This is a genomic window from Microcoleus sp. ARI1-B5, assembly GCF_036705795.1.
GTDB lineage: Bacteria > Cyanobacteriota > Cyanobacteriia > Cyanobacteriales > Microcoleaceae > Microcoleus.
The window spans coordinates 28,429-46,349 of record NZ_JAUBVK010000016.1 but is presented as its reverse complement, the minus strand read 5'-3'; the positions used below and the strand labels follow the sequence as shown (position 1 = coordinate 46,349).

Below are 17,921 nucleotides of genomic sequence, written 5' to 3'. Positions count from 1 at the left end.
TGCGATCCCCGAACTTAAGTCTGAGAGAGGATTCCAAAAGTGCGATCGATCCCTTACTCAAAGCCGACAGAGCATCTTTTCGATCGAAAAAGTGTAAAGAATTCTGTACAACAGGTCACACTTTAGAGAAATCGCAGAGAATAGAAACATACAGCATAAATAAAAAACAAACCTTAACCAGAACAGGTGTTTTGTTGTTTTACCTGTGAATCGCCAACCTAAGGAGAACGGTGTCCGGGAGGCGACTGGCGAACAATGCTGTACTTGCGAGGATAAAAGTTAATTCTGGTTGACAGTAGTTGTCAAAACCAAAAAGTGGTGCAGGGTTTTTACCGTTTCCCCTGCTTCGCAGTCTCCGAGGAGAGGCTAAACCCTCTACTAGAACAGCCTGAGGAGATTGGCACAAAATTTGACAGTTGGTCAGGCGGATGTTTGAGTCACCGTGTTTAATAAAATTGAGGAAATGCTCGCTTAGCAGCCTAGCAGGACTTAAGATTAAATAAGTCCTGCTTTATCGTGGGAAATAGGTTCGTAGTAAGGACTAAAGTCCTCCCCCTTGAATTTAGAAAGAAAAAACTGAAGTCCTGACTACAAACTTGTAAGTTCTGTTTTACTCGGGCGTGGATTTTCGCAAAATCTCTCGCACTTCCATTAAAATCTGTCCCAACATATTTTTGCCGCTGCCATCTTTCCCGCAACCCCAATAGTAATCTCCCGGTGCATTTTCGACTATTTCCTCATCGCCGGTAGCGAGTAAAATTTCGCGAATATCCGCATGAGTTTCAAATTTGCACAGTACGGCTTTTCGCATGATATCATCTTTGACTTGTTCCCAATCTTTGCGCAGGGGACGAGAACGAGATCGCCCCATTTTTGCTGCATCTTTCGGCGTTTTTGCTTGGCGAATTTGGTCGCAGTGCTCTGTTTGGGGAAACTTTTGTGCTTGAAAATAATGTTCGGTAGTGGGCCAGTATTCTCCATCTAACTCGAATCCGTGGCGGGAAAAATTAGATAAACTGCCGTATTCGCCGCGAGTGCTGTAAAAGTAAATTGGCATAATATTTTATTGCTAATTACGGGTGCATAATGTGCAAGTTAGATTCTCATGTAGGGTGCTATAAGAGCGCACATTACCAACCCATAATTATGCCATAATTTACAATTAGCACTTGGCTTTATTACAGATGTTTAGTAAAATATCAAAACTAAGATTATGCTTTTTCACCCTTCCATCCACTACTTATAACTAATCATGCAGCTTCAAATAGAAACCTTCACTGTCCGCAAGCGGTTTGCCCTTACTATCAGCCGCGGTACAACAGCCCAAAGTACGAATTTGTGGGTAAAATTAGCCCACGAAGGCATCGAAGGTTGGGGAGAAGCATCGCCCTTTTCCACAGGTTCTAAGCCCCAAACTACCGAAATTCTGCTAGCAGCATTGCAGGAAGTTGCACCGCTGCTAGAAAAGTTTACTCCGTGCGATCGCCAAAAAATCGAACAAATCTTAACAGAGGTCGAGTTACCCTCGGCCGCCCGCGCCGGCATCGACATGGCAATGCACGACTGGCTGGGCAAAAAAGCAGGCTTGCCGCTGTGGAAAATGTGGGGATTAGATCGATCGCGCATTGTCCCCACATCCGTCACCATCGGCATAAATTCGCCATCTGGTGCCAGAGACAGAGTGCGCGATTGGTTTGGCCAAGATGCGACAGAGCCCGCAAGCATCAAATACCGCGCCGTCAAAATCAAGTTGGGAAATCCCGAAGGAATTGAAGCCGACAAAGCTATGTTAATCGCAGTCTTAGAAGAAGCACCAGCTAATATTCAAATCAGTGTTGATGCTAACGGCGGCTGGAGTTTGAACAGCGCGATCGAAATGTGTCGCTGGCTGGAAAAATACCACATAAATTATGTCGAACAACCGCTTTCACCAGTCGCGGATCTGGCAGAATTCTCGGAACTTTACCGTCAATCGCCCCTGCCAATTTTTGCTGATGAAAGTTGCTTCAACAGTTCGGATATACCCAAGTTAGCGCACTGCGTCCGCGGCATCAATATCAAAATGATGAAATCCGGCGGATTGAGCGAAGCCATGCGGATGATTCACGCAGCAAAAGCCTGCAATTTGCAAGTGATGTTCGGCTGCTATTCCGATAGTGCGATCGCAAATACCGCAGCCGCACAACTTTCGCCGCTAGCCGATTACTTGGATTTGGACAGTAACTTAAATTTAATCGACGATCCTTTCACGGGTGCAACGATAGAAAATGGGTGTTTGGTGCCAAACGGGCGATCGGGATTGGGAGTGCAGCGAATTGACATTGTAGAATAGAAGTATCGCTCGAAACAAATCTGGAGATGCTATGATGCCAGTGCAATCAATTGGAGAGCAACTTGATAGAGAAGCAGAGCTTTTCTATGAAGCACACAAGCCGCCCACTGATTTAATTTTTGATGATGGTGCAGAAATGGAAAGCAACCGCCACCGGATAGCCATGACTGTTTTAATCCGTTCCGCAGAACAAGGTTTAGCTAACCGGAACGATTTTTTTGTCGGTGGCAATATGTTTATTTATTACAGCGCTAAACAGATTCGCAATCAGGATTTCCGAGGCCCGGATTTTTTCGCTGTGTTGGGTGTTGACAGCAATACTTCCCGACAAGGCTGGGTAGTTTGGGAAGAAAACGGACGTTATCCGGATGTCATTGTGGAACTGCTGTCGCCGTCAACAGCAAATCAGGATACAGGCAAAAAAAAGGACATTTACGAACAGGTTTTTAGAACACCCGATTACTTTGTTTTCGATCCTTTCGAGCCGAATTCTTTGCAAGGATGGCGTTTAGATGCCAACCTGCGTTATCAGCCGTTAGTGCCCGACGAGCGGGGTTGGCTGTGGTGCGAAACCCTAGGTTTTTGGTTGGGGGCTTGGGAAGGAATTGTCGATCGAGAAACAGCAGTCTGGGTGCGTTTTTATGATGAGTCGGGCAATCTAATTTTGTTACCAGAAGAAGCTGCTCAACAGCAAGCCGAAGCCGCTCAACAGCAAGCTGAAACCGCTCAACAGCAAGCTGAAGCTGCTCAACAGCAAGCTGAAGCTGCTCAACAGCAAGCCGAAGCTGCTCAACAGCAAGCCGAAGCTGCTCAACAGCGAGCCTCGCGACTAGAAGCCAGATTGCGAGAATTGGGAGAAGATCCGAATGCTTTGAACCAGTAATCGCCAATCAGAAACCCGGTTTCTTCCTAGATTTCTCGTTACTAAACGCAAAATTATCAGAAACCGGGTTTCTAGCCCCCCTCGCCCCGATATGTAATCCGTGAAACTGTCCGAAGTGTTGATATAATGTCCGGTAAATTAACCACAATACTTGTAGGGGCGGGTTTCACCAACAATCTTTGATTCACATCCACAATATCTATAAACCCGCCCTCACCAGGCGACTACACTGAACCAATGACTGAAAACTATCCCATCAAAAATGGCAAAGTTGCTATCTTGCTGCACGAGGGAATTCTCGGGACTTCCGGCAAAACAGGCTTAGCTTTTTTGCGCTACAGCGAAGCACAAATTGTAGCAGTAATTGACCGCCAATGTACAGGACAATCTTTGCCTGAATTAACGGGCATTCCCCAACAAGTACCGATAGTTGCTTCCGTTGCAGAAGCACTGCAATTTGCGCCGGATATTCTGCTAATTGGTATCGCTCCTTCCGGCGGTATTTTGCCGCCGGAATGGCTGCCAGAAATTAATCAAGCGGTAGCAGCAGGTTTGTCGGTTGTCAACGGTTTGCACGCGAAACTTGCACCTTTGATAACGGTTCCGTTAACCGAAAATCAATGGATTTGGGACGTGCGTCAGGAACCGCAATCTGTCGGTGCGATCGCCTCTGCTGCAGCGGCTAAATTAAGCTGCCGCCGCGTGTTAACAGTCGGCACAGATATGAGCGTCGGCAAAATGTCAACCAGTTTGGAACTCAATCGCACGTGCTTGCAGCGGGGTTTGCGTTCCAAATTTTTAGCAACCGGACAAACGGGTTTAATGATCGGAAATGAAGGCCTTGCATTGGATGCAGTTCGAGTTGATTTTGCCGCCGGTGCTGTCGAACAAGCGGTGATAAAATTGGGTTCGGAATGCGATATTCTGCACGTAGAAGGGCAAGGTTCGCTATTGCATCCGGGTTCGACGGCGACTCTACCGCTGCTCCGGGGGACACAGCCAACTCACTTAATTTTAGCGCACCGAGCCGGACAAACTCACATTCGCAATCACCCGCACGTATCGATTCCTAGTTTGGCGAAAGTGGTTGAACTGTACGAAATTGTTGCCGCTGCTGCGGGTGCTTTTGTTGGGGCAAAAGTCAGCGCGATCGCTCTCAATACTCATCACTTAACTGACGCAGAAGCGCTGTTAGCAATAGCAGGAATTAAAGCAGAAATGCGATTGCCTTGTACCGATCCGGTGCGGTTTGGCGCGGAGGTTTTGCTGGGGGCGATCGCCAATTGATATGCTACAATCAGTTACAACTAGCTAAGAGCTACAGAAAACTATGACACAAAGCATTCAAGCCAAAACACTGACACTGCGCGATGTCAAAACAAAATTTAATTTCCAACTTGCTGAAGACGAGCAATTCTTCCGGGAGTGGATTGACGATTTACCAGAAATTACTGATGAAGAAAAGCGATATCTAGACAAAGTAAAAGCTGGCTATACTAACAGTGCCGAGTACCCCATGATAGAAGATACCGTAAAAATGGTGGTACTGGCTCCCTTGCTATTTTTAGCAGGTTTCTTCTTGACTCCCTTTCACATAGAGTCAGAAAAATCGGTGGAACTGGTTACAGTTGATGAAGATATACTTGTCAGAGGAAGCATTGATATTCTGCTTTTAATTGAATCTTTTTGGGTTGTGGCAATCGAAGCCAAGCGAGCGCAATACTCTCTTGATGCGGGACTTCCCCAATTGCTATTTTATATGCTGAATGACCCGAATTCAGAAAGACCATCATTTGGACTTCTGAGTAATGGCAGTAGTTTCCGATTCATCAAAGTGACTAAACAAGGTACACCCCAGTATGCTTTGTCTAAGCTTTTTGATATTTGGAGCCCCGAAAACGAACTTTACGAAGTTTTTCGCATTTTCAAACGAATCGCTGCTGTAGTTTCCAACTATAACTCATGACTAAAAGTTCTTTTTCCTTGCCGTCAGAATGCGTTCTACGCCAAGCGTCGGCTCAAGATATCAAATCAATTAGAATGTTAGTTTGGAGCGCCAAACTCGATCCGACTCAGTTGCGCTGGGAGCAATTCTGGGTCATTGAATGCGCTGGACAATTGGCGGCTTGCGGACAGTTGCGGAAGTTTACGGGCGCGCAAGAGTTGGGTAGTTTGGTGGTGGCGAAGGATTGGCGCGATCGCGGTTTGGGCATTTACCTGACAAAATATTTAATTCAACAGGCTACAGAACCGCTATATTTAGAATGTTTGGGAAAGCGGCTGGCATCATTTTATACTCGCTTTGGCTTCGTGGAAGTTTCCGTGCAAGATTTGCCGCAGTCGCTTAAATTCAAGTTCGGTTTGTCTCAATTAGGTAAAACTTTATTCAGAATTCCGGTGACAATTATGCAGTATCAAAAAAGTTTTCTATAATTATGATTTTTATGAATTTAAGATTCTGAATTTATGAATTGATTTTAAGTTCGATTTGTTCAATAATGAATGGCGATTGCAGGGTCTGTTCTCCGCATCGGACGAAGAGTCCTCATCAGATGAGAGAGGACTCTTCGTCCTCACTACAAACCTAAGATCGGTTCTCCGCATCGGACGAAGAGTCCTCATCAGATGAGAGAGGACTCTTCGTCCGATGCGGAGAACCTATGAGTCACGGACGGGATATGTATGGATGTTCCGGATTGCGCGATCGACTTTGCGTAAACTCAGGATTCACAGCCTGCGGTAGTCCAGTTGCCGAAATTGGCACAGCTACCAGTCAGATGAGTAAGCTAAAACCTTTGAAAAATCGTTGTTTGCTGGCTTGCGAGTGTCCTGTGCCAGTACCAGACGATAAAAGTGGACTGGCGATCGCCCCAAACACATTCGACTCCTGGCAAATTAGTAAGTGTAAAGCAAACGAGTCACAGCCCAATCAAAAAAAGCAACCCCAAAAATAAAACATCTTCACAGCAGCAGTAATGCGGAATCAACCAATCTCTAATGTAGCTAACAACATCTACCCTCTTTGCAAATCCCACCAACGGCTCAACCACTAAATCCTTAATTCAATACCTCGGAATTACCCGATTTAGACTCCCCGCAACCGCTTCTGAAATCCCTCGAACATTTCAAAATTTCTTAGCCTTTTATCCTGATGGAACCACGAAAGACAAGAACAATGAAATATCAGGGCAATCAATCAATCTCAACCGAGGAAATGCAGCCTCTCAAATAGCACAAACAGACAATTACACATCCATTTATTGTAACACAACAGGAGTAAATATCATGTTCAACGTAGTAAAAGCTTTCGGCTCGATCTTCTCCACTCAAGGATACAGCACAGCCAACAATATGTTAATCAAAAATTACGTCAACACCAATTTTAACTATTTCAACGAAGAAGCCGTCGTCGATGAATCGATTTACCCGAATCAAACAGGTCGCGTCCGCTTCCAAGGTAGCTGGTGGCCCGCACGGTGCGATCGCCAAATCACCCTCACACCCGGAGACACCGTTTATGTCATCGGCGTTGACAGCATCACCCTGTTAGTTTCCCTCGCTCCGGCAGACTAAATCAGAGGATGAACAACCAGGAAATGCAACCTTTCAAATAGCATCCACAGGCGATTAAAGTTCCATATATATTAACACAAAAGGAGTCAGGGAAATGTTCAACTTAGTAAAAGCTTTCGGTTCTATTTTTTCTGTTCACACCTACAGCACAGCAGATAATATGTTAGTGGACAACTACATCAACACCAATTTTAACTATTTCAACGAAGAAGCAGTCGTCGATGAATCGATTTACCCGAATCAAACAGGTCGCGTCCGCTTCCAAGGTAGCTGGTGGCCCGCACGGTGCGATCGCCAAATCACCCTCACACCCGGAGACACCGTTTATGTCATCGGCGTTGACAGCATCACTCTGTTAGTTTCTCTCACTCCCGCCGACTAAACGAGAACTCGATCCAAACAACCTAACTTTTCACACCACATATCATTTCGGCATGGTTTATTTGCATAAACCATGCCTTTTTTATGCTTAAATAAGTTGAGACACATACTAGCGATATTGAAACCAGTGAACTTTCAATCAGTCATTGCAACTTTGAATCAATTCTGGAGCGATCGAGGCTGCCTGATCGCCCAATCCTACGACACAGAAAAAGGTGCAGGAACCATGAATCCCCACACCTTTCTCAGAGCAATTGGGCCCGAACCTTGGTCTGTAGCCTACGTCGAACCCTGTCGCCGCCCCACCGACGGACGCTACGGCGAAAACCCCAACCGCTTCCAACATTACTATCAATATCAAGTTTTAATTAAACCCTCTCCTCCCAACATCCAAGAAATCTATTTAGACTCACTCCGAGCATTAGGAATTCGCCCAGAAGACCACGACATTCGCTTCGTAGAAGACAACTGGGAATCGCCCACTCTGGGAGCTTGGGGCGTCGGCTGGGAAGTGTGGCTCGACGGCATGGAAATCACCCAATTTACCTACTTTCAACAGTGCGGCAGCATTGATTGCCGCCCCGTCTCCATTGAGATTACCTACGGACTAGAACGCCTCGCAATGTATCTCCAAGAAGTTGATGCGATGACGAAAATTCAGTGGAAAGATGGCATAACTTACGGCGACGTTCACCTGCAAGGGGAAATAGAACAGTGTACTTATAACTTTGAAGCTTCCAATCCTGAATTGTTGTTTACTTTATTTGGATTGTACGAGCAAGAAGCTGAACAATTGACCAAAAAAGGCTTGGTTTTGCCGAGTCTAGATTATGTACTCAAATGTTCTCACACTTTTAATTTGCTCGACGCTAGAGGCGTGATTTCTGTAACGGAAAGAACTCGCTACATTACCAAGATTCGCAACTTGGCGCGGCGTGTTGCTCAGCTTTATTTGGAACAGCGCGAACATCTGGGTTTTCCTTTGGATAAAGCTGTGAAAGTTTGAGTTATAAAAATAACTGTTATAAGTTTGTAGTGAGGACTTCAGTCCTCAGCTATTTCGCATTTAAATTGCATAGGGATGCGTCGCAGCAACGGCTCGCTCATGTTTTGATTGTTTGTTGACATACAATTTAAATGCTGATTAGCTTAGTTTTATGAGGACTGAAGTCCGATGCTGCGAACCCATGGGTAAGGTGCGCTGTGCGCTCCCTACAAACCAATCTAGCGGACTTAATATTAATGCCTAATTATTCAGAAAATAATACAGAAATAACTCCTCAATTGCGAGTTGATGGGGTGAGTTTGAAAACACCGATCGCCTCAAGCTACTTATTGGACAATATCTCGTTTCAGGTAAATAAGGGATCTCGCGTGGCAATTGTGGGCCCTTCGGGGGCTGGGAAAACTACGCTGTTGCGGTTGCTAAACAGACTCAGCAGCCCCACGACAGGCTCGATTTATCTGGAAAATACAGAATACCGACAAATACCTGCGATCGAACTCCGCAAACAAATCACCCTCATCCTGCAAGAATCCAAGCTTTTGGGAATGTCGGTGCGAGAAGCGTTGGCTTATCCTTTGAAGCTGCGGGGCGTGACTTCATCAAACATTGCAGAGAGAATTAGCGGGGCGATCGCACAACTGCACATACCCCAAGAATGGCTCGATCGCACGGAATTGCAGCTTTCTACGGGCCAAAAACAGTTAGTGGCGATCGCCCGCGGCATCATCCTGCAACCAAAAATCTTGCTTTTAGACGAGCCAACATCCGCCCTAGACGCAGGAAAAGCCGCCCACCTTTTGCAAGTATTGACACAAATAACTAACAATCAAACCACAATTTTAATGGTCAACCACCAATTAGAATTATCCGAGCAATTTAGCACGCGAATTCTGCATTTACAGCGCGGAAAACTCATCGAAGACTCGCCATCCCATCACATAGATTGGGTGCAACTGCGGCAAAACTTAATCCAAGCAGAAGCAGAAGCAGAACAAGAATGGTGAGTATAGAACTTGCACTTGTAGTCGAGTCTAGATCCCCCTCGCATCCCCCGATGTTTTGGGGAGTAGGGGTCGACTTTGAAAGCTCTTGTTCCCCCCTTATTAAGGGGGGTTAGGGGGGATCGAGAGGAATATTGCCACCCTACTTCCCCTTCCCTGATTTAATGTGCTCCCCCAGCACCCGCACCCGCTTTCACCTTTTTAAAACCCAAAATAGCAATCCCACTTAACAGCAAAGCAATTCCCACAAAATAAAAACAATCATTAAAAGCCATTACATAAGCTTCGCGGCGGACAATATTATCAATTGCCTTAATTGCCTGGTCTTTTGCCACGCTTAAATCCGCACCGCGACTCACAAAATACTGAGTCATTTGATTAATTCGCTCCTGCGTTGCCGGATTGTACAAAGAAACAGATTCCCCCAATCGATTCGAGTGAAATTGCTCGCGTTGCGTGACCAAAGTTCCTAACGCCGCAATCCCCATCGAACCTCCCATATTTCGCATCATATTAAACAAACCCGAAGCCGAACCAGCCTCGTGTTTCTCCATACCAGCAGTGGCAATAGTTGACAGCGGCACCATAATTAAAGGCTGCCCCATTGCCCGGACTAATTGCGACCAACGTAACTGATCGATACCCGTATCATGAGTCATACTGGCATTCATAAAACAACTCACCGCAAACAAACTCACACCTATGCCAATCATCAGCCGCATATCGATTCGCTGCATCAACTTCGGCACCATCGGCACGAGGAATAACTGCGGCACGCCGCCCCACATAATCACCTCGCCAATTTGCATGGCATTGTACTGCTGAATTTGACCTAAATACAGCGGCAAAATAAACACTGAACCGTACAATCCCACCCCCAAGGATACATTGACAATAGTAGCTAAGCCGAAATTGCGGCGAGTCAGCAAGCGCAAGTTAATAAACGGTCGTTTGCGAGTTAGTTCTATCCAGAAAAAAGCGCTGATAAATATTGCAGCAATTATGCTTAAACGCACAATAAAATCAGAACTAAACCAGTCCTTGCGGCTGCCTTCTTCTAACACGACTTGCAGGGAACCCAAGCCGATCGCCATCGAGACAATTCCCCACCAGTCACCCCCTTTTAGCAGTGACAATTGCATCGGCTTAGGGTCAACTGCGTACCACACAGCAGCTAGCAGCAGCAGCCCTGGAACCAAATTGAGATAAAAGACATATTGCCAGCCGTAATTCTCCGTCAGCCAACCTCCCAATGTCGGCCCGATGGATGGTGCAAAAGTAGCTGTCAGTGCAAACATCGCCATGCCAACGGGCTGTTTTTTCGGGGGCAAATTCGTCAGCAAAAATGTAAAAGACATCGGAATTAAAATGCCGCCCGTCAATCCCTGCAAAGCCCGAAATACAATCATTGAATTCAAATTCCACGCCCAAGCGCAGCACATGGAAAAGAATACAAAAAAAGCGGCATTTACCAAGATGTAGCGACGGACTGAAAACACCTGCGACAGCCAACCCGTCAGCGGAATTACGACAATTTCTGCGACTAGATAGGCGGTGGAAATCCAAGAACCTTCTTCTAAGGTTGCGCCTAAAGCTGCTTGAATATCTCTGAGAGATGCGTTGGTGATTTGGATGTCCAAAACTGCCATGAAAGCGCCGAGAATTGTTCCCATGACGCCGATCCAGGTTTTTAAGGGAACGCGATCGCTCTGCTGTGGTATTGCACTTGTATTTGCCATGGGTTTAACCTCTGGTTGCGTAATTAATTTGGATGTTTTAACCGCAGAGGGCGCAGAGGGCGCAGAGAAAGAGAAGAGAAGAGAGAAGTTTACAAATTCTTGAGGATTGCTGGAGATACAGTCAGATATTAGCTTTGGGAATGTTGTTTAATGTTGGCATTTGTGATTTTAGGCTAAATCGCTACTGCGGAATTAAACCCATTTTTTGATAAAGTGGTCGGACTAAGTTTTTTAAAGCTGGCAACTGTTTGGTAAAAATTATCGAGCCTAAAATACAAATTATACCTCCAATGATGACTGTATTGGGAGCGCCGATATAATTTGCCAATCCGCCGGCAAGTAAATTCCCAAACGGTGTCACTCCAAAAAATGCCATCGTGTATATGCTCATCACTCTGCCGCGTTTGTCGTCTTCCACAATTGTTTGCAAAAATGTGTTTCCTCCTGCAAATTGCAAAATGAAACCAAACCCAACGAACAACATCATGATTAATGACAGCCATAAGACGCGAGACAAACCCAAACCTATCAGTCCGAATCCCATAATTGCTGGTGAAATCGCAATCCATTTGCCGAGGCCAACTATACTTGTGCGTCCGATTAAATAAATCGCGCCTGCAAATGCTCCGACTCCGGAAGCTGCCATCAAAAATCCGAGGGTTTGCGGGCCGCCCTGCAGAATTTTTGTGGCAAAAATTGGGACTAATACTGTGTGGGACATTCCGGCGAAGCTGACTAATGCTAGTAGCAGTAAGATTGCTCGAATCGGGGGAAACCCGAAGGCATAATCGAATCCTTCTTTTAATCTTTGTAATGGTTTGCTATTAGTTGCTGCAATTTTACGGGGTTTGAGGTGCATGGCTAATAAGCCTGCAATTACAGCGATGTAACTGAGTCCGTCAATCAGAAAACAATAACTGGCGCCGACTGTACCTATTACCAATCCGGCAATTGCTGGGCCGATTAGTCGGGCTCCGTTGAACATGGAAGCATTCAGGGCGATCGCATTTGCTAAGTCTTCTTTCTTTTCCACGAGCTCGGGCACAAAAGCTTGTCGTGCGGGCGCGTCAAAGGCGTTAATTGCTCCTTGAAAGAAACTCAGTACCAAAAGCTGCCAAATGTTGACGACTCCTGTTAGCGCTAAAAATGCTAGGGCTAAGGATTGAACCATCGCTAATATTTGAGTGGCAACTATGACTCGGTGGCGGTTCCAGCGATCGATTAAAACTCCTGCAAAAGGCAGTAAAATTAATGTTGGGATTTGACTGGTAAATCCTACTACGCCGAGCATCCAAGGTGAATCGCTCAAATTGTAGACAAGCCAAACAGTAGCGACTTGCGTCATCCAACTGCCAATCAGCGAGATGCCTTGTCCTGCAAAAAACAGGCGGTAATTTTGCGATCGCAGGGCTGGAGGAAGTTTGATTTTTTTGATTTTTTCTAGAAGATTCATGTATCAGTACGGCTCGAGCAATCCTATGGGATTGGTAAACATTTTGTCGGGGTAGCGCCCTTGGGCCTATGCCTAATTAGCGAGGGGCAACCATCGGGAATTACACCTAGACTTATTTTAGGAATCAAATAGAATTGCGGTATGGGCCTCTGGTTCGATTTTAGGACTTCGGAAAATCAGGATTTGAGTATTCAGGGTTTATGCACTCTCCTCAAAGAAACCGGGTTTTTTGCGTATCTGCGGACAGAAACCGAGTATTTTTGAGAAAAAACCCGGTTTCTGGCCATCTGTTCGTAAATCCTCTCTTGTTAATTTCTTCCCTACAGCAAAACGATCGCCACAGTGATATCTTTCTGTCGCGATCGCTTGACTGAATACAAATTTTTGTGCCGAACCTCAATCAATGCTCAACAGCCAAGTCCCCAGGTAACGCATCAAGGGAACGTCCCCTGGGGTGCGGATGCGGACGTTGAAATGGTACATTCCGCCGGGACTTGGGTTTCTGACGTTGGAGAGCACAACCTCAACGTTGTTGCCGGCAGGAATTGGCTCTGCGGGATAAATTTCTATGAATCGATTTTCTTTGTCCCAGATGACTTCTTGCAATTGGATTGTTTTGTCTTTGACGCGCACTTTAATGTCTTTTTGGTCGAATTCGCCTTTGTAGTAGTCTGGATAGGAGATGTTGAGTTGGGCGATCGCCAGACTTACTTTTTTGGAAGGAATTCGCAGCCGATATCTATCGCCGCTCATCCCGGCTTTGCCGTAATCCAAGCGATAGTTTAACTGGTTGGCGCGATCGGGGCCGCCGAAAATCGTGAATCCTGGCATGGACTGGGCTAAACTGATGGCGGGCAAGCTCGTTAGCAAGCAACCTGTCACCGCTAATGCTGAAAATAATCGTTTCATAATCGCTCCTCTCACCAAAATTACGATGGAACCTTAAATATTTACTGCGGGCAATTTGCGATGAATGCCTTTAATATACCGAATGTCTCAGCAATTTAATGAGTGCGAGCTCGCTCCGGCTCAGCTTAATTATTTTTTGCGTAATACTCACAACAGACATTAAAACTACAGAATTAGGCAGCGTTTTATTGTATCATGCTCTGCTGCAAATTTAACAGTTTAGCGAATTTGAATCTATAAGACAAGTTAAAGAAGCGAGTGTATTTTTGGGGATCGGCTTTAGTATCAACGTGAGAAGTTTAGGGCAACGGGTGCTTAAATGTAAAGCCCAACAGCCAGCGATTGAAATCGCACGCCAAACAAACGATGTCCGCCTCTGGGCGGACTGTCCAAGCCAGCCAGCGATTGAAATCGCACGCCAAACAAACGATGTCGGCCTCTGGGCGGACTGGGAAATTTGAATTTCAACCGGCGTCGGCAGGTGCATGTCTGACAAGACGCGGTTTCAACCGCCCTGTCTATTAGAGTAAAGGAGAGTCCATGAAATTAGCGATCGCAAAAGAAATAGCAGCAGGGGAACGCCGGGTGGCTTTAGTACCCGACGCTGTAGCCCGATTAGTCAAACAGGGCGTCGAAGTTTGGGTTGAGGCCGGTGCCGGCGCAAAATCCTTTTTCTCGGATCTTGCTTACGAAGAAGCGGGAGCTCAGGTTGTCGCCGATACCGCTAGGCTGTGGGGCGAAGCCGATGTCGTCGTGAAAATCGGGGCCTTGCAAGAATCAGAAGTTCATCAACTCCGGGAAGGAGGCGTTTTCATCGGATTTTTGAATCCTTTGGGAAATCCGGCTTTGGTACAGCGTTTGGCCGATCGCAAAGTAACGGCATTCAGCATGGAAATGATCCCGCGCACCAGCCGCGCTCAAAGTATGGATGCGCTGTCATCTCAGGGTAACGTTGCCGGTTACAAAGCGGTACTGATCGCAGCCGCAGCTTTGCCAAAGTATTTTCCGATGCTGACAACGGCGGCGGGTACAATTCGCCCCGCGAAAGTATTGGTAATGGGTGTGGGCGTTGCTGGCTTGCAGGCGATCGCCACAGCGCGCCGTTTGGGCGCAGTAGTTGAAGCCTTCGACATCCGCCCGGAAACCAAAGAACAAGTGCAAAGCTTGGGCGCTAAATTCCTCGATGTCGAACTAAAAGAAGAAACAGTCGCCGCCGGTGGCTACGCTAAAGAATTATCAGAAGCCGCCAAAGAATACACCCGCCAAGTGCTCACCCAACACGTCAGCGCCTCCGATGCAGTGATTACAACTGCTCAAGTTCCCGGCAGAAAAGCACCTATTTTAGTTACCCGAGAAATGGTTTCTCAAATGAAGCCGGGATCGGTAATTGTTGACCTCGCGGCCGAACAAGGCGGCAATTGCGAATGTTCAGAAGCGGGGAAAGAAGTTGAATGGAACGGCGTTAATGTCATCGGCCCGATTAATGTGCCCTCGTCGATGCCTGTCCACGCTAGCGAAACTTACTCGAAGAATATCTCGGCTTTAGTTCAGTTGATGGTGAAAGATAAGGAACTCAATTTGAATTTTGAAGACGATATCATCGCTGGTGCTTGTGTTGCTCGCGATGGGGAAATTAGCAACCAGCGGGTGCGGGATGCTTTGAAGGCTGAGGCTTCAGCCGTCAGTTAGATTTTGTCGTTATGAGGCAAAGTCCGGCAGTCCGATAGTCCGGCAGTCCGATAGTCCGGCAGTCCGATAGTCCGGCAAGGGTTGAAACCCCTGCCTCAAAGCTCAAGTCCTCTGAAGAGGACTGAAGAACTCATTAGTCCTCTTCAGAGGACTTTGGCTAAAAGCCCCGTGGAATTCATTCCCTGGCGGACTGGCGAACGCAACCGGGAACTGGCGGACGCAACCGGGAACGAGTTATTTCCAATTACCAATTACCAATTGTTATGGCAGAAGGATTGATTGCAGGTTTAGTGGTGTTTACGCTAGCGTCGTTTGTGGGATTTGAAGTAATCAATAAAGTCCCGCCGACGCTGCACACGCCTTTGATGTCGGGTTCCAATGCGATTTCAGGAATTGCAGTTTTAGGTGCAATTTTGATTTCCGGCCAAGGCAATGTGACTGTTACTTCGATTTTGGGGACGATCGCGATCGCCCTAGCCACAATCAACGTTGTCGGCGGTTTCTTAGTAACCGATCGAATGCTGCAAATGTTCAAGAAAAAAGAGGTTAAAGCGTGAACGATTTTCTGCCCAGCGGCATTCAGCTAGGCTATCTAGTGGCCGCATCTTTATTTATCGTCGGTTTGAAACAATTGGGTTCCCCAGCTACTGCGCGTCAAGGAAACGTGTTAGCTGCGATCGGGATGTTAATTGCGATCGTCGGTACTTTACTCGAAAAGCAAGTAGTCAGCTACGAATTGATTGCTGTCGGAATTATCGTCGGTTCCATTTTGGGAACAATTATGGCGAAAACCGTCGCGATGACGGATATGCCGCAGATGGTGGGTTTGCTTAACGGTTTCGGGGGTGCGGCTTCTGCACTCGTTGCTGTGGGCGAATTCTGGCGCTATCTCAGCATCCCCCAATCGCCTGCGCCCGACGCGACGATTACGATCCTTTTGGGCGTGTTAATCGGCGGAATTACTTTTACTGGTAGCGTTGTGGCGTTTGCGAAGCTGCAGGAATTGCTGCCGGGGGCGCCGATTTCGTTTCCGCTGCAACAGCCGTTTAATGCCATGCTGGCGATCGCACTTTTAGCCGGCAGCGGTTATATGGTATTTAACCCGGAGGATGTGCCGGTATTCCTCGGTTTGGTGGCGATTTCCAATATCCTCGGTATCATGTTTGTGCTGCCGATTGGCGGTGGCGATATGCCCGTGGTGGTGTCGCTGCTTAACTCTTATTCGGGGATTGCGGCGAGTGTGGCTGGGTTCATTTTGATGAACAATATGCTAATCATTGCTGGTGCACTTGTTGGCGCGTCTGGAATCATTTTGACGCAGATCATGTGTAAGGCGATGAATCGATCGATCTCTAACGTGCTGTTTGGCGCGTTTGGTAGCGGTGGCGGTGGTGCGGCTGCTGGGGCTGCTGCTGGTGGGGCGATCGACAAAACTGTTCGCAGCATCAATCTCGAAGAAAGTGCGATGATGTTAGGCTATGCGCGATCGGTGGTAATTATTCCCGGTTACGGAATGGCTGTAGCGCAAGCCCAGCACTCGGTACGCGAGTTAGCCGACGGTTTGGAAAAAATGGGTGTTGACGTGAAATACGCGATTCACCCGGTAGCTGGGCGGATGCCGGGGCACATGAATGTACTGCTGGCGGAAGCAAACGTGCCTTATCCGCAGTTGTACGATATGGACGATATCAACCCGCAATTTGACGAAACCGATGTTGCTTTGGTAATCGGGGCGAATGATGTGGTGAATCCGGCGGCGCGCCACGATACGGCGAGTCCGATTTACGGGATGCCGATTTTGGAGGTTGATAAGGCCAAGCATACGATCGTGATTAAGCGCGGGATGAGTGCTGGTTTTTCTGGTGTTGACAACGAGTTGTTTTATAAGGATAAGACGATGATGTTGTTTGGTAGCGCTAAGGATGTGGTTGCCAAATTGGTTGCTGAGGTGAAGCAGTTGTAGGATTTTTGCGATCGCTGATGAAGGCGGATTAACGCGGATTAACGCAGATAATTAAACCCGGTTTTTTGGATAAACCGGGTTTTTGTTTGGGGTTTGTATAGATGCTAATACTTCTCTTTCTTTCAGTCTCTTAGAGAGGGACTTCGTGTGACAAGCAGCGATTTTAATCGGCGAATCTTATAAAAAGATACTGCTATATTGTCCGCCCTGCGAATTATCTCAGCGGGATAAATTCAATCCTATCTTGATATTCATTTTCAAAAGATGCTCCGGCAATTTCAATTAACTCGTCAATCACTTGGCCCATATCTGCATTCAAGCGGATTGTGAGAATTCCTAAAACGTGGCGACCTTGGGCTGTATGATCAGACAAATGAACAGGCATTGAACGTCGGTTATTAGTAACGAGGATAAAGTTATTCTCCTCGCACCAACACAAGATTTCTGGATCTTTCGTTCCTTTAGGCGGAACACCTTCATCGCCAACCATCAAAACGACGATATCGGATTGATGATACAAAAGCTGCACCCGATATTCAGGGTCTATGTTTTCGTCTAACAGGTATTTAACAGTCATTAATGAACTCTATCGCGTTGTGTAGATATGTTCTTTTGTTCCTTAATTTTACGCATTTTCAAGACAAAAGGTGATGGATTGCGATCGTATTCAGCTTCAGCTTTGAGGCAATATTCTAACCAATCTCCTACATATTTACCTACAGTTTTGGGACTTTCCAGATAGTACAAAATCGTAGCATACACTTGAGCCATAGTTAATGTCCGAAATTTTTGAGCTATGGCTTCTGGAGTTTGGCCGCAGTGGATGTATTCGTAGAGAACGTGTTCGATACCGACGCGGGTTCCTTTGATGCGGATATCTTCTGGTGTTAAAAATTCAAAGTAATCTTCTAATTGCATGATTGTGGTTCATTTTCACTGTGAGTTTTGAGCGTATACTGAGTGTAGCACATTGGCTACTTCAACTCGCCCCA

The 17,921-nt window shown here is 46.6% G+C and carries 19 protein-coding genes; 13 read left to right on the top strand and 6 right to left on the bottom strand.

What is annotated here, in order from left to right:
- Window positions 1-610: 610 nt before the first annotated feature.
- Complete coding sequence (locus tag QUB63_RS21690) at window positions 611-1,057, bottom strand: NADAR family protein (protein ID WP_332947377.1); 447 nt, start codon at window positions 1,055-1,057, stop codon at window positions 611-613.
- A gap of 195 nt (window positions 1,058-1,252) precedes the next feature.
- On the opposite strand from QUB63_RS21690, the gene QUB63_RS21685 reads away from it, so the two are divergent.
- From QUB63_RS21685 to QUB63_RS21640, 10 genes are all read left to right on the top strand, one after another.
- Window positions 1,253-2,332, top strand: coding sequence for a mandelate racemase/muconate lactonizing enzyme family protein (locus tag QUB63_RS21685; RefSeq protein WP_332947376.1), 1,080 nt, complete (start codon window positions 1,253-1,255; stop codon window positions 2,330-2,332).
- 31 nt (window positions 2,333-2,363) lie between these two features.
- Window positions 2,364-3,215: a Uma2 family endonuclease gene (locus QUB63_RS21680; protein ID WP_442921826.1), complete on the top strand. Its 852-nt coding sequence runs from the start codon at window positions 2,364-2,366 to the stop codon at window positions 3,213-3,215.
- Between the two features lie 237 nt (window positions 3,216-3,452).
- On the top strand, window positions 3,453-4,502 hold the full coding sequence (locus tag QUB63_RS21675; RefSeq protein ID WP_332947375.1) for a DUF1611 domain-containing protein: 1,050 nt from the start codon (window positions 3,453-3,455) through the stop codon (window positions 4,500-4,502).
- Window positions 4,503-4,545: 43 nt separating this feature from the next.
- Window positions 4,546-5,181 (top strand): type I restriction enzyme HsdR N-terminal domain-containing protein, encoded by a 636-nt coding sequence (locus tag QUB63_RS21670; RefSeq protein ID WP_332947374.1) that lies wholly within the window; start codon window positions 4,546-4,548, stop codon window positions 5,179-5,181.
- Entirely contained in the window at window positions 5,178-5,648 is a 471-nt protein-coding gene (locus QUB63_RS21665) for a GNAT family N-acetyltransferase (RefSeq protein WP_332947373.1), read from the top strand. Before QUB63_RS21670 ends, QUB63_RS21665 begins: the two co-directional genes overlap by 4 nt.
- 227 nt (window positions 5,649-5,875) lie before the next feature.
- A complete protein-coding gene (locus tag QUB63_RS21660; RefSeq protein WP_332947372.1) occupies window positions 5,876-6,169 on the top strand; it encodes a hypothetical protein in 294 nt (97 codons plus the stop codon).
- A gap of 331 nt (window positions 6,170-6,500) precedes the next feature.
- The gene (locus QUB63_RS21655; RefSeq protein WP_332947371.1) at window positions 6,501-6,788 is read left to right on the top strand and encodes an NfeD family protein; all 288 of its coding nucleotides are present in this window, start codon (window positions 6,501-6,503) and stop codon (window positions 6,786-6,788) included.
- 94 nt (window positions 6,789-6,882) lie between these two features.
- Window positions 6,883-7,170 (top strand): NfeD family protein, encoded by a 288-nt coding sequence (locus tag QUB63_RS21650; RefSeq protein ID WP_332947370.1) that lies wholly within the window; start codon window positions 6,883-6,885, stop codon window positions 7,168-7,170.
- 126 nt (window positions 7,171-7,296) lie between these two features.
- Window positions 7,297-8,175 carry a glycine--tRNA ligase subunit alpha gene (gene glyQ, locus QUB63_RS21645; RefSeq protein WP_332947369.1) on the top strand — a complete coding sequence of 293 codons (879 nt, stop codon included), beginning with the start codon at window positions 7,297-7,299 and terminating at the stop codon, window positions 8,173-8,175.
- Window positions 8,176-8,411: 236 nt separating this feature from the next.
- Window positions 8,412-9,179, top strand: a complete 768-nt coding sequence (locus QUB63_RS21640; protein WP_332947368.1) for an ABC transporter ATP-binding protein — start codon at window positions 8,412-8,414, stop codon at window positions 9,177-9,179.
- Between the two features lie 158 nt (window positions 9,180-9,337).
- Here the strand turns inward: QUB63_RS21640 and QUB63_RS21635 are convergent, their stop codons facing one another.
- From QUB63_RS21635 to QUB63_RS21625, 3 genes are all read right to left on the bottom strand, one after another.
- On the bottom strand, window positions 9,338-10,915 hold the full coding sequence (locus tag QUB63_RS21635) for a DHA2 family efflux MFS transporter permease subunit (protein ID WP_332947367.1): 1,578 nt from the start codon (window positions 10,913-10,915) through the stop codon (window positions 9,338-9,340).
- A 181-nt stretch (window positions 10,916-11,096) separates the two neighbouring features.
- Entirely contained in the window at window positions 11,097-12,368 is a 1,272-nt protein-coding gene (locus tag QUB63_RS21630; RefSeq protein ID WP_332947366.1) for an MFS transporter, read from the bottom strand.
- Between the two features lie 396 nt (window positions 12,369-12,764).
- Complete coding sequence (locus tag QUB63_RS21625) at window positions 12,765-13,277, bottom strand: DUF2808 domain-containing protein (RefSeq protein ID WP_332947365.1); 513 nt, start codon at window positions 13,275-13,277, stop codon at window positions 12,765-12,767.
- A 540-nt stretch (window positions 13,278-13,817) separates the two neighbouring features.
- On the opposite strand from QUB63_RS21625, the gene QUB63_RS21620 reads away from it, so the two are divergent.
- From QUB63_RS21620 to QUB63_RS21610, 3 genes are all read left to right on the top strand, one after another.
- Window positions 13,818-14,966 carry a Re/Si-specific NAD(P)(+) transhydrogenase subunit alpha gene (locus QUB63_RS21620; protein ID WP_332947364.1) on the top strand — a complete coding sequence of 383 codons (1,149 nt, stop codon included), beginning with the start codon at window positions 13,818-13,820 and terminating at the stop codon, window positions 14,964-14,966.
- A gap of 263 nt (window positions 14,967-15,229) precedes the next feature.
- On the top strand, window positions 15,230-15,523 hold the full coding sequence (locus tag QUB63_RS21615) for an NAD(P) transhydrogenase subunit alpha (protein WP_006633295.1): 294 nt from the start codon (window positions 15,230-15,232) through the stop codon (window positions 15,521-15,523).
- Window positions 15,520-16,929 carry an NAD(P)(+) transhydrogenase (Re/Si-specific) subunit beta gene (locus QUB63_RS21610; RefSeq protein ID WP_332947363.1) on the top strand — a complete coding sequence of 470 codons (1,410 nt, stop codon included), beginning with the start codon at window positions 15,520-15,522 and terminating at the stop codon, window positions 16,927-16,929. Before QUB63_RS21615 ends, QUB63_RS21610 begins: the two co-directional genes overlap by 4 nt.
- A 214-nt stretch (window positions 16,930-17,143) precedes the next feature.
- Here the strand turns inward: QUB63_RS21610 and QUB63_RS21605 are convergent, their stop codons facing one another.
- Both QUB63_RS21605 and QUB63_RS21600 read right to left on the bottom strand, forming a co-directional pair.
- Window positions 17,144-17,506, bottom strand: coding sequence for a DUF5615 family PIN-like protein (locus tag QUB63_RS21605; protein WP_332947362.1), 363 nt, complete (start codon window positions 17,504-17,506; stop codon window positions 17,144-17,146).
- Window positions 17,506-17,847 carry a DUF433 domain-containing protein gene (locus tag QUB63_RS21600; protein WP_332947361.1) on the bottom strand — a complete coding sequence of 114 codons (342 nt, stop codon included), beginning with the start codon at window positions 17,845-17,847 and terminating at the stop codon, window positions 17,506-17,508. The genes QUB63_RS21605 and QUB63_RS21600 overlap by 1 nt, the downstream gene beginning before the upstream one ends.
- Window positions 17,848-17,921: the final 74 nt, after the last annotated feature.

What these genes read in the sequence shown, in the direction of transcription:
- QUB63_RS21690 (WP_332947377.1), bottom strand. Translation starts at nt 1,057, where the DNA reads ATGCCAATTTACTTTTACAGCACTCGCGGCGAATACGGCAGTTTATCT.
- QUB63_RS21685 (WP_332947376.1), top strand. Translation starts at nt 1,253, where the DNA reads ATGCAGCTTCAAATAGAAACCTTCACTGTCCGCAAGCGGTTTGCCCTT.
- QUB63_RS21680 (WP_442921826.1), top strand. Translation starts at nt 2,364, where the DNA reads ATGATGCCAGTGCAATCAATTGGAGAGCAACTTGATAGAGAAGCAGAG.
- QUB63_RS21675 (WP_332947375.1), top strand. Translation starts at nt 3,453, where the DNA reads ATGACTGAAAACTATCCCATCAAAAATGGCAAAGTTGCTATCTTGCTG.
- QUB63_RS21670 (WP_332947374.1), top strand. Translation starts at nt 4,546, where the DNA reads ATGACACAAAGCATTCAAGCCAAAACACTGACACTGCGCGATGTCAAA.
- QUB63_RS21665 (WP_332947373.1), top strand. Translation starts at nt 5,178, where the DNA reads ATGACTAAAAGTTCTTTTTCCTTGCCGTCAGAATGCGTTCTACGCCAA.
- QUB63_RS21660 (WP_332947372.1), top strand. Translation starts at nt 5,876, where the DNA reads ATGAGTCACGGACGGGATATGTATGGATGTTCCGGATTGCGCGATCGA.
- QUB63_RS21655 (WP_332947371.1), top strand. Translation starts at nt 6,501, where the DNA reads ATGTTCAACGTAGTAAAAGCTTTCGGCTCGATCTTCTCCACTCAAGGA.
- QUB63_RS21650 (WP_332947370.1), top strand. Translation starts at nt 6,883, where the DNA reads ATGTTCAACTTAGTAAAAGCTTTCGGTTCTATTTTTTCTGTTCACACC.
- QUB63_RS21640 (WP_332947368.1), top strand. Translation starts at nt 8,412, where the DNA reads ATGCCTAATTATTCAGAAAATAATACAGAAATAACTCCTCAATTGCGA.
- QUB63_RS21635 (WP_332947367.1), bottom strand. Translation starts at nt 10,915, where the DNA reads ATGGCAAATACAAGTGCAATACCACAGCAGAGCGATCGCGTTCCCTTA.
- QUB63_RS21630 (WP_332947366.1), bottom strand. Translation starts at nt 12,368, where the DNA reads ATGAATCTTCTAGAAAAAATCAAAAAAATCAAACTTCCTCCAGCCCTG.
- QUB63_RS21625 (WP_332947365.1), bottom strand. Translation starts at nt 13,277, where the DNA reads ATGAAACGATTATTTTCAGCATTAGCGGTGACAGGTTGCTTGCTAACG.
- QUB63_RS21620 (WP_332947364.1), top strand. Translation starts at nt 13,818, where the DNA reads ATGAAATTAGCGATCGCAAAAGAAATAGCAGCAGGGGAACGCCGGGTG.
- QUB63_RS21615 (WP_006633295.1), top strand. Translation starts at nt 15,230, where the DNA reads ATGGCAGAAGGATTGATTGCAGGTTTAGTGGTGTTTACGCTAGCGTCG.
- QUB63_RS21605 (WP_332947362.1), bottom strand. Translation starts at nt 17,506, where the DNA reads ATGACTGTTAAATACCTGTTAGACGAAAACATAGACCCTGAATATCGG.
- QUB63_RS21600 (WP_332947361.1), bottom strand. Translation starts at nt 17,847, where the DNA reads ATGCAATTAGAAGATTACTTTGAATTTTTAACACCAGAAGATATCCGC.